The organism is Paenibacillus sp. E194 (assembly GCF_000935845.1).
Lineage (GTDB): Bacteria > Bacillota > Bacilli > Paenibacillales > Paenibacillaceae > Paenibacillus_B > Paenibacillus_B alvei_B.
Map to the genome: position 1 here is coordinate 1 of NZ_JMDX01000192.1, position 10,959 is coordinate 10,959.

The window sequence follows — 10,959 nt, forward strand, 5'->3', positions numbered from 1 at the left end:
CTTTTTATGGGGTGATGAGTTTGCCAACGACGATTCTGTTTCGAAATAATAAACCTATCAACAAGGTCGCTGGCTGGATGAGTCTTGAGAAATTACATACATTCGTATCCGAAAAGTAGAACAACCTGAGTAATGTAGAAGAATTGCTCCTCGGATGATAAGAAGAAATAATGAAAGCCGGCATACTCTGTAACATTAAAGAGTGGAGGAAGTCCACTAAAACCAATAACAATAAGCAATTGAATACAAAGTTAGACATTTTAAAAAAGGATGAGTCATGCAAAGGGAATATCCCCTTATGCGTGGTGCTCATCCTCTTTTGTTTTTGGTTGTTAAACATTGTTGTTGAAATTGCTTGATAGTTAGAAGCCATTCGGCGCAAAAAGCCTACAAGGAAATGGAGGAGCAGCGGTTGATTATAACGGAAGAGAACTCACCGAGTCGGATTACGGAGGAAGAGGATATTCTGCGAGCAATTCGTTCGGAACTTATAGAAGATGCAGTAGAGGCTCTTGTCGTGTCAGTAGGGGGAATTGATGTACCTGTCGATGAACTGCTGGAGCTTGTCCGGGCGTAGTATGTAGAGGAACGTTCGCGTACGAACCAAGCAGAAGGGGGGAAACTCTGATGATTGAGGTTGTCGATTTACATAAGCGTTATCGTGGGCGCAATGTGCTGAAAGGTATATCCTTCACAGCTGAAAAAGGGCAGATTACATGCCTGATCGGAATCAATGGAGCTGGGAAATCCACGATTCTGAAATCAATTAGGGGACTTACCCCACCAAAGAGCGGCACGATTCGCATTGATGGCAAGTCTGTTGGGCCGGCGATGTATGAGAAGGTAGCTTTTGTACCAGATCATGTGACAGTACCAATGGGAATGAAGCTGTCCGACGGGATGCAATTTATGAAAGATTTCTACCAGAATTGGAATGAGGTACGAGCGAAGGAATTATTGGATTTTTTCAAGTTGGATCGGTCGGAGCGCGTAGGTAATCTGTCTAAAGGGACAACTGCGAAATATAGTCTGCTGCTTGGTTTATCGCAAGATACGGATTAGGTTACTATTCATGTTGAATCTGCCCCTTATCTTTGTATTTATGAGATAAAAGGCTTAAAATTAGGCTGTGTGTCAATCAATCGACATCCCGCCTTTCTGGGGAATAGGTAATATGCAATAAGTACGGCAAATTTTCATATAGTAAACATATTTTTACTATATACATAATTGTCACGTTTTCATGCATATTGTCAATGCCTGAATCGTTAACGAAGGGGTATTATGCCATGCGAGCAGCGATAATGGATGAAATTATAGAGTCTTGGGGTGAAATAATGCCCTTATTAGAACGCAGAATGATGAAGCTATTTGAGCAAACGGTGATGCAAAAGCTGAGCCCGCTGCAATTCTATGCACTAGTTGCAATCGAGAGCAACCAGCCAATCGGAATGAAGGAGCTCGCCCAAGAGCTCAATATGTCCAAGCAGCAGCTCTCCAAGCTCATTCAAAAATTAATTGAAATGAAATTCGTGAATCGGACTCACGACGAACAGGACTTGCGTTCCTTCAATCTCCAGTTAACAGCAGAAGGATCGGCATTTATCCAAGAGTATAAAGAAGCCATTGGACAGCTTCTTCGCGACAAAATTGACGTGTTTAACGATGAGCAGCTTATTCGTTTCCACCGAGCGTTGTTCGATCTGCACGAAGTGCTTAAAAACTGGGCGTAATCACGCTTAACCATCATCTGCAACGCGGGGGGTTAGCTTGCTGTGGAGCCATTCTCTCTCTGTTACGCAACTCGAACGATATACGTTGATCACCTCGCAAGGATGCCGTTCACTCTTGAATCGGCGGCTTTCTTTCATTCACAACCTGCACAAATAAAGTCTAGAATGTGTTTGATATCATCATGTAGCCTTTTGGCCGTTTCATGGCACTGTTATAGTTGAATAGAAAGAAAGGAGTTGGGGACGTGCACCATTGGATAGAAGCAGCGAAGCGAGGAGACCGCGAGGCGTTCGATCCCATCGTCCGACAGTTCACTTCAATGGCTTTTGCTGTAGCCTATGAACGGCTCCACGACGTTCAGTTGGCGGAGGATGCCGTGCAAGAGGCATTCGCGGAAGCATTCATCAACCTCGATAAGCTGAAAGAAACCGAAGCATTCCCGGGTTGGTTCAAGGTGATTGTCGTTCATCAAGCGAACCGCATTCTCCGGCGCAAACGTCATCCGACTGTCCCACTGGATGATATGACCGGCTTAGCCGAAAGTGGGAAGAGCATCTCCGACATCGTCGAGCAAAAAGAACTGAGAAGGCTGCTTCATGAATCCGTATCGTCATTGTCATCAAATATGCGTGTGGCGGTACAGTTGTTTTATTTTTACGGCTATTCATTGCAGGAAATCTCTGCGTACTTAGGCACGTCCATCCCTGTACTGAAAAAACGGTTATTTGACGCTCGACGCAAACTGAAAGGAATCCTGCCAGTTGCTGATTTTGCCCATGTATGCAACGGCTTATATGAAGGGGGAAAACATATGCTGCATATTGTAAACGGAGATCATGTAGCGAACACATTGCGTAAGGTTATACCAGAAGGGGATATTCTCGTGTGGAGGGAAGTGTACCCGGAAGGGCCGAACTTCACCAATCCTGCTGATGCTTCCAATCAGCAGGTACGGGCACAGTACTTGGAACAGGCGTTAGGAATTCCCGCAGCAGAATTTACACGTCTCTCAGGCGATCAAGAACAGCAACTCGCTCGCTTTACCGTATATGAAGAGGTGGTATTATGGTTCGAGCATGATTTATTCGACCAGACGATGCTCTGCTACTTGCTCCATTGGTTTGCACAGCAATCGCTTGGACATACGAAACTAAGTTTGCTATGCGTTGGGTCATTCCCAGGCATTGAATTATTCCGTGGGCTCGGCCAATTGAATGAAGAGCAGTTGGCGTCACTATCAGGGACGTGGCAAACTGTCGGTCGTGAACAGCTCGATCTAGGGTCAGCATTATGGAAGGCTTATACTTCTCCTGAGCCTAGCAAGCTCGTACAGCTTCTGCGAGAGGATACGTCGGCATTGCCCTATGCGAAAGCAGCATTCCAGCAGCATCTTGCCCATTTCCCATCTGTCCACAATGGGCTCGGCATTGTCGAGCAATTCACATTGGAGCAGATTGATTGTGGCATTACTTCTCCGTATGAATTATTCAAGCATGTCTGCAATAGGCTGCATGAACTTGGAATGGGGGATTTGCAATACTGGCATGTGTTGGCCAAGCTGACTAGCGGTACCCATCCGCTCCTGCACGTTGAAGGGGTAGGGACCTTCCCAAATTTCCAAGGCACACCGCCTTCATTCCGTGAATGTACGTTGTCGTTAACGGAAGCGGGGCGACAAGTGCTGGAAGGTCAAGCAGACTGGGTAGCACTGAACGGCATCGATACGTGGCTTGGTGGTGTTCACCTGACAGGGCAATCTGTACCGTGGCGCTGGGACACCGTAACGAAAGCACTCATCAACGATAACCAAGGATCGTAGCAAAGCGGAGCAAATTCATCATAGGGTGACTAATTGCCTGCATGAACAATTAAACTCGTAAATTATGCCTTTCACAGCAAAAACGGCGGAGCAGTCGATAATGACGCTCAGCCGTTTTTTATTTCACCACATGCTTTCCCAAATAGTCGACTAATTCCTTCGAGGCATCACCTTCAGCTTGCAGGGGTAATAAATGTATATAATATATATATACACTAAATACTCTATTGACACTTATCGCAACAGTGTATATATTGTATATGTACACTATATGGATATAAACAGTAATGAGGTGATACAAGCTGAAAATCATTATTTCCAACGCCTCGAGCGATCCGATATACATGCAAATATTGAACCAAATCAGACAGAGCATTCTGAGTGGGGAATTGCGTGCAGGTGACAATCTTCCTTCCATTCGGCAACTGGCTAAGGATTTGCAGGTCAGTGTCATCACAACCAAGCGTGTGTATGAAGAGCTAGAGAAAGAGAAACTGATCGACTCCGTGGTAGGGAAGGGATCGTTCGTATCAGGGGCCAATAAAGACTTCATTCGGGAGCAGCGTATGAAACAATTAGAAGAAAAAATGATTGAGATCATTCGTGAAAGCAAGGAATTAAGTATGAGTCAACAAGATGTAATTGATCATATGAAGCTATTGTTCGAGGAGGAATACACATCATGAATGCAATCGAAATACGTAATTTAACGAAAACATACCCTGAATTTACAGTTGATCAAGTATCTTTGGATGTGAAGCAGGGTTACATTACTGGATTGATTGGTCCCAATGGCGTAGGGAAGAGCACCTTGATTAAGATGATACTTGGCATGATTCGCCCTGACTCTGGGAGCGTAAAGATACTAGGCTGCGATATGCCTGCACAAGAAGTGGAGATCAAGCAGCGCATCGGCATCGTGTCGGATGATTGCTTCTATTATGATCACCTTACGATCCGTGACATGAAGAAGGTGATCGCGCCTTTCTATCAAAAGTGGAACGAGCAGAAATTTAACAACTATCTGGAACAGTTCGAGCTGTCTCCGAATAAGAAGATTGAACAATTATCCAAGGGGATGAAAGTGAAGTTTGCCCTTGCTGTTGCTTTTTCACATGAGGCAGAGCTCCTCATCATGGATGAGCCAACCTCCGGGCTAGATCCTGTGTTCAGAAGGGAAATGCTCGATATTCTTGCGGACATGATGCAGAATGAGCGAAATTCGATTATTTTCTCAACTCATATCACAACAGACTTGGATCGCATTGCCGACTACATTGCTTTCATCAATCGCGGAGAGCTCGTATTCAATGAAGCGAAAGATGATGTCCTCGATAGATACGTAATCGTGAAAGGTGACTCCCAACTACTAGATTCCGATGTTCGCAAAAAATTTGTCGGAATTCGTGAGACAGCCGTTGGTTTTGAGGGCTTAGTAGATAATCGGCAGGAGGCTGAGCATTTATTCGGAAATTATGCGGTTCTCAACAAACCATCATTAGAAGACATCGTGTATTTCACAACCAAGGGAGGACGTGTACATGCATAACTTGCTTCGGAAAGAGTTCATCGCTTTTAAAAGCTCGCTCTGGACACCTCTCATGTATTTTGTTGTATTTAGTGTTGTTTTTATACCAAAGCATTCCTCGTCTGTTCACCTTGTAGGTATTTATACGGCTTTCGCTACACTAAGTCACGTTACGCTGATCGATATAAAGAATCATAACCACAATTTTCTGGTCACGCTGCCGATTAGCCGTAAAAATATCGTAAAAGCGAAATACATAACGGGCATTATTATTAGCCTTGTCAGCGTCCTAGCATCTTATGGCATTCACCTGATCGTTACAACTGTATTCCCGGCATTTAACAAACCAGACTTAACGGTCATGGATATACTAGGGCCAGTAGCAATCTTGCTAGTCCTGGCTTCCATTTATTTGCCGCTGTTTTATACGCTTAGTAAGAAAGGAACGTCTATTATTCAAGGGGTATTCACATTAATCCTAATTGCACTGGCGCAGCCTACGGCAATATTTATGCAAATGATCAACGAGAACGGATTACATAGTGGCCCAATCTTGTATTTGATCCTGATCGGCATCTTATTGCTGTTCATTGCTTCCTACTGTATAGCTGCAGCTCTGTTTACGAAAAAGGAATTATAAGAGTTCGTAACTGTTGCATGATCAAAAGATATACGAAAAAGGGAGATAGGACAGGATGCATACTCTAAAAGATCGTCCTAGTCGAATAAAAGGCTGGGTAATGCCCCTTGTGGGATTTCTTGTTGCACAACTCTATTTTATTGCCTGTGATCGATTTTCTTGGAATCCGAACAGAGAAATCAATCCAGGAACCATCATGGGCAGAATTATGAATTCCAAACTTTTTACAGAATGGTTCACTCCTTATGACTTGCCGATATCTAATGTAATTACGGCATTTTTGATCGTAACAATACTCCTGCCTGCTCTAATAGGCGCTGTTAAGGTTATCTTTTCCACAAAATAAATCAACTCATGTTGTGAATGAAAGGAATAAAATGCAATGCTATCGAGAGAAAATCAGAATAAGAAATGGATAGGTTTATTGTTCGCCGGATGGGCAACATTAGTCGGTGCTCTGTTTCTAGCTTCATCTTCCGGTGATGTTACTGTACAGTTGTTCGGCCCATCAATGTATGCTCAATATGTGGTTAAAGGTCTTGTAATGAGCGGGCTCATTGTTCCTATTATTTTGTATTTATATCAGCGTCTCTATCGAATGACTGGTGTGAATCCCAAGACGCCGGTATATTCCTGGAAAAGGGGATATCACTTTATTACGGGGGCTCTCTTGGCAATTGCTTTGGCTGCATTGACTCTCATTATTGCTAGTTCTCAAGGGTTGATTGTCATAGAGGAATGGCACACCCCTGATCAGTGGGTTGCTGCGCTGCTCATCAATGTTTGTTTTGCCGTTTTCTATGAAGCTTTGCCAGAGGAGCTAGGATTAAGAGGGTTTCTGTATGACGTCTTACGTCATCGATTTCCAGCTTGGCTGTCCGTATTACTTCAAACATTGCTATTTGTATGCCTCACAACAGCGGTTGCCCTAATTCAAGCGTTTGTAGGACTTACACCCGGAGTATCGCTTGACATCTCTTATATCGTTATCATTTTTTGTTTTGGAATAGGTTTGCAGTTACTTCGTTTATGGAGCGGAAGCCTCTGGGCGTCAATTGGTTTTCACCTTACATATTTAGAAATTTTGCGGTTTGTCATCTGGCCGAATCAATATAGAGTGCCACCAATCTTAACCTACCAAGAATCAGAACCTGGACTCACCGGTCTATTCGCTATCGGCATGATGCAAATCGGCAGCATTATTGTATCACTCGTTATACTAAGTACGATTCGTATCATACGGAAAAAGCAAATCAGTCAAACTGATGCGCTGAACAAATGATTGATTATATCCTAATAAATGACGAAGAGAGCGCAGTTCGCTCTCTTCATTTTTGTCTGGGGCTTACGTTCCTTATTTTCCACGGAGAAAAGACCGATTCCCTTGCAAATTCAAATCGAATGGCTACGCCTTTTTCCGACATGTTCTTCTGTTTCATGAAAACAGGTAGTTCTAACACGGTAGTTAATCGATGCCCGTTGTCTGTATCGGGAAATTCTTTCTTTTCATCATCCGGTATGTCGTTCCGTTCTCCATCTGCTTAAGAAAGTAGTTTACCGTTTCAGAATGCGCACCTTCAGACACTGCTATAAGTAAATTATTATCGCGTTGAGACAAGGCTCCAATAAATACTTCCGAGAGCAACTCGGGAGATAAGCGGTGTAATAAATCGCCTAATTTTCCTGAGGCCGTGTAAACCATCACCTGATGCATTAAGTCTGGATGAATGGATTTATGTGTACTGCTGCCTAGAAAGTGGACACAGAAGTGTCCGGAAAATCCATTGTCTGGAATCCCGTCGCCGCCATGAGGCATCCCGTTCATAGAAGCAGCGATTTTCCGATTGTAATCTGTAACGACCACTATTGCTTTCCGATTCCAGCTCCAATGATCATCATACACCTGCTTCATCGTCTTCGTATCTTCTTTGGTTAGCGGCTGCACATCGGCATGCCTGCTTCCCGCACGACGCTGGACACGAAATTTCAACCCTTTCTCCAAATCAACAATTGAGAAAGTGCTTTTTCTAGGAAGCAAGGCTTTCGCCTCACCCCAAGGAATAATCGTCCCATAATGATGTTTTCTTAGAAAATTTGCATGTACCAGCAACTGCTTGGTCGCTTTAGGTGTAAGGATAAGACGTGTTGATTCAGCCTCGTTCCATAAGGAACCGGATTGCTCCATACGGAAATTTTTTGTTCTATTATTTTTTGTAATCGTTACATAAATGTCGGAGAGTACAGGGCGATGTTCTGTTTGTTCTTCCTTGCCATCCTGATATAAACGAAGGGCTTCCTTATTTTTCAATACCATTTTATGTTCATATGTTGCGGAGGGGCTTGTCCGTACACTTATGTTCATTTCAGCAGATGGCGCCTTGTAGTCAGCATGGACAATCATGCTGCTAACAGAAAAATAGGTAAGGAGGAGAAGGAATATCATGGAGCGGGTCACGAACGAGATCATTTTCAAGCCTCCAAATAACTGTTGTTAGTGAAATTCAAAATTTCTGGGCTTCGTATTGAACACCTAGAAATTGGATGACGCATGTGTAGAATTCATCTTATGTACGATTTTTATTCAGCATACTTTATATATGCAGTGGCACGGCGTATACCTAATGTTAAGCTTTTTCGTTAAAAAAAATGATAACTGGGCAATCACATATACACCTCAGACTATTCGATAATACAATGTGGCAACACGAATAGGAGGTATATCATGGCGAATGTCAAAGTAAGCCCAAGATTCAGAAGATTGTGCAATCAGTTCTCAAGAATATTAGGTGGCGAACATGAAATCGATCCTGGGCCGGTCTGTTTTGTTAGCCGTGCAAGAAACCTGAAAGCAACGATCTTGGGCAGACGTACAACTTCTCCTTTAGTTCGTTATCAACTGTTCTCATTCGAATCTCTTGATCGTTCGGGCCGCGCGCTCTGTTTAGGTGAGACCGCACTATTTCAAAATCAGGCCAATCGATTAATTCGCAACCTTCAAAGACATGGGATAACAGTTACCGCTCTTCACAATCACTGGTTAAAAGATAACCCACGCTTAATGTACATTCACTGGGAGTCCATTGATAATCCTATCGCTTTTGCAAAAAAATCAAAACAGTCTATTGCCTTCTTAGGTTAATCTTACATGCTTAATTAACCCAAGTGAGGCTGAGCGTCATGATTTTCCTGAACGCGCTACTATCGGGAAATAGATGCTCAGCCTCCATATCTATAATCCTATTCTTCCTCCCATTCCATATCCACAAAATAACGGGCCTTTCTAGAGGAAGACTTGCCCTGTAATTGACGTGCAATTGTATATCCGATAAGGTATGCAGCCGAAGATGTATTTCCATCTACAGTAAATGGAATGATAGAAGCATCCGCTACGAGCAAATCTTTGACCCCATGAACCCTTCCAATGCGGTCAACGACACCGCCATTGCGCAATGGTGCCATTCGAAGAGAACCCTGTTGGTGATGATTATGGTCGAAGTTATCCTTGATAAAGGATTCAAGTTTACCGTCATCTGCAATCGTATTTAAATCAGGGGATATCAGTTGGTAAGACGAATCAATTCGAGCGAGTTCTGACGCGATGTCCCGAATATAGATTCGATAAATATTCTTTATCGCTTCCATATCATCTGGATCCGAGAGGAATCCTTCATCGGCAAGCACGATTTTGAGTGGATCATTATTTTGGATCACAATGCTTCCACGACTCTTAGGACGTAAATAGAGGATGGCAACTGTCAGCATATTACCGGAACCAATTCCGATTAGTTGGACAGCACGTTGATGCGGATCTGTGCCGGTTGGATCGGGCAAGAAGGCACCGCCAGTGTATAGAGCGCTAGGGTCATTCACTGGTAGTGCTCGGTCATGTCGATTCGTAGTGAAAGTAGCAAAGTTTAAGGTGTGATTGCGTAGTCTTTGTCCTACATTGGGATTGTTAAAAATAACGGGGATGTTCGCTTTTCGCAACGATTCAGCTGGCCCGATTCCTGATAACATCAGAAGCTGGGCACTGTTAATTCCGGCAGAAATGATAACCTTCTTACGTGCATAAGCACGTTGGCATTTGCCTTCCTTCAAAAATTCTACTCCGATCGCTCTTTTTTGAGAAAAAAGAACACGGAGAGCCGTTGTATTGTAGTATATCGTTAGCTTTCGCCCTTTAACGCCGCGTCCGCTTGGTGTCACGACGTCAGGGGAGAGGAAAGCAGTAGAAGCACTTTCTCGATGCCCATTCAGCTGTTGATACAATTGCCAGCGGGTAAAGGGGCCTATGGGAGTGTTCGGATCGTTGTAATCCAGAATTCTAGAGAGCCCTGTTGCCCGTTCAATCGCGTCAGTTAATTTTTCCGCCATTGACGTTGGAACTTCCGGTGCCTGTCTTATATCGATCCTTCCCCGATAACCATGGGCATTGCTGTTGTTTGTCTCACCGCTATAGCTCTCCAACCGTTTAAATCGTTGTATTGCTCTTTTTGGTGACCATAACGGCCCGAGCAATCTTTCCCAATTCTTCATCACGGCTGGTGTCGGTCGTACATATTGTTCTCCATTAATAGAAGAACCACCGCCAGCAAGACGGCCTGTCGTCCATTCGAACTTGCGATCATCAAGGCCTTCTTGAGGAATACCTACCCCTTGCCAAAAATATTGGGGGGAGTAACTCTCCTCAAGTTCGGGAGCAAAAGTGGAATCTCGGATCGGAAGGTCTCTATCCCGATTGCCACCCGCTTCAAGCACGAGTACAGAGATTCGCTTATTATCCGACAGCATTTTGGCTAGTACGGCACCCGCTGGTCCTGTGCCTACAATAATGTAATCAAAAGTCTTTTTCTTTTCCATCAGATCGCCTCGCTAATCCATTAACTAATGCAGGATATTATGAGGCTCTGTTGAATGTTCCTTAGGTACAAAGGATATCGACTTTTCTTTTTATAGGTGACAGACCAACGAGATAAAAAGGAGAGTCTGCTGAAAAAATTTCAGAAGACTCCCCATGTTCCACCATTCATGTTTTACTTGCGTAAATAGATCCAGAATTGACGCATTCGATTTCTTTTCTAATTGCCGACAATAGGTGTTCCGGATGAGAGTGCAAGAAAAAGTGTCCGCCCGGGAGCAGCTTGCTTGAAAAATCAGAATTGGTCAAGCTGCGCCAGGATGTCAGCGATTGTTCGGACAGAAATTCGTCGTCTTGTCCGCCTAATGCAACGATGGGAC

Annotated in this window: 13 protein-coding genes; 10 read left to right on the forward strand and 3 right to left on the reverse strand. The window is 43.8% G+C overall.

Features of this window, described 5'->3' with window-relative positions; all coding sequences use genetic code 11:
• The first annotated feature begins 412 nt into the window (after positions 1-412).
• The 9 genes from AZ66_RS21540 to AZ66_RS21580 all read left to right on the forward strand — a co-directional run bounded on the left by AZ66_RS21540 (position 413) and on the right by AZ66_RS21580 (position 7,003).
• A complete protein-coding gene (locus AZ66_RS21540) occupies positions 413-577 on the forward strand; it encodes a hypothetical protein (protein WP_197081751.1) in 165 nt (54 codons plus the stop codon).
• 50 nt (positions 578-627) lie between these two features.
• Positions 628-1,062, forward strand: coding sequence for an ATP-binding cassette domain-containing protein (locus AZ66_RS21545; protein WP_021262844.1), 435 nt, complete (start codon positions 628-630; stop codon positions 1,060-1,062).
• Positions 1,063-1,289: 227 nt separating this feature from the next.
• On the forward strand, positions 1,290-1,733 hold the full coding sequence (locus AZ66_RS21550; protein ID WP_021262845.1) for a MarR family winged helix-turn-helix transcriptional regulator: 444 nt from the start codon (positions 1,290-1,292) through the stop codon (positions 1,731-1,733).
• 245 nt (positions 1,734-1,978) lie between these two features.
• Positions 1,979-3,553: a sigma-70 family RNA polymerase sigma factor gene (locus AZ66_RS21555; protein WP_044356715.1), complete on the forward strand. Its 1,575-nt coding sequence runs from the start codon at positions 1,979-1,981 to the stop codon at positions 3,551-3,553.
• Between the two features lie 302 nt (positions 3,554-3,855).
• Entirely contained in the window at positions 3,856-4,239 is a 384-nt protein-coding gene (locus tag AZ66_RS21560) for a GntR family transcriptional regulator (RefSeq protein ID WP_036621712.1), read from the forward strand.
• On the forward strand, positions 4,236-5,102 hold the full coding sequence (locus AZ66_RS21565; RefSeq protein ID WP_044356716.1) for an ABC transporter ATP-binding protein: 867 nt from the start codon (positions 4,236-4,238) through the stop codon (positions 5,100-5,102). Before AZ66_RS21560 ends, AZ66_RS21565 begins: the two co-directional genes overlap by 4 nt.
• Positions 5,095-5,721 (forward strand): ABC-2 transporter permease, encoded by a 627-nt coding sequence (locus AZ66_RS21570; RefSeq protein ID WP_044356717.1) that lies wholly within the window; start codon positions 5,095-5,097, stop codon positions 5,719-5,721. Before AZ66_RS21565 ends, AZ66_RS21570 begins: the two co-directional genes overlap by 8 nt.
• A 55-nt stretch (positions 5,722-5,776) precedes the next feature.
• Positions 5,777-6,067, forward strand: a complete 291-nt coding sequence (locus tag AZ66_RS21575) for a YfzA family protein (protein WP_044356718.1) — start codon at positions 5,777-5,779, stop codon at positions 6,065-6,067.
• Positions 6,068-6,103: 36 nt separating this feature from the next.
• Positions 6,104-7,003 (forward strand): CPBP family intramembrane glutamic endopeptidase, encoded by a 900-nt coding sequence (locus tag AZ66_RS21580; protein ID WP_044356719.1) that lies wholly within the window; start codon positions 6,104-6,106, stop codon positions 7,001-7,003.
• 183 nt (positions 7,004-7,186) lie between these two features.
• On the opposite strand, the gene AZ66_RS21585 is transcribed toward AZ66_RS21580, so the two are convergent.
• Entirely contained in the window at positions 7,187-8,188 is a 1,002-nt protein-coding gene (locus tag AZ66_RS21585) for a hypothetical protein (protein ID WP_052648742.1), read from the reverse strand.
• Between the two features lie 255 nt (positions 8,189-8,443).
• Between AZ66_RS21585 and AZ66_RS21590 the strand changes: the two genes are divergently transcribed.
• Positions 8,444-8,860 (forward strand): DUF1259 domain-containing protein, encoded by a 417-nt coding sequence (locus AZ66_RS21590; RefSeq protein WP_044356721.1) that lies wholly within the window; start codon positions 8,444-8,446, stop codon positions 8,858-8,860.
• A 98-nt stretch (positions 8,861-8,958) separates the two neighbouring features.
• Here AZ66_RS21590 and AZ66_RS21595 read toward each other — a convergent pair whose 3' ends face one another.
• Together AZ66_RS21595 and AZ66_RS32930 are read right to left on the reverse strand one after the other, a co-directional pair.
• Positions 8,959-10,581 (reverse strand): GMC family oxidoreductase, encoded by a 1,623-nt coding sequence (locus AZ66_RS21595; protein WP_044356723.1) that lies wholly within the window; start codon positions 10,579-10,581, stop codon positions 8,959-8,961.
• 166 nt (positions 10,582-10,747) lie between these two features.
• The coding region (locus AZ66_RS32930; protein ID WP_442950314.1) for a thioesterase II family protein at positions 10,748-10,959 on the reverse strand (212 nt) is incomplete at its 5' end.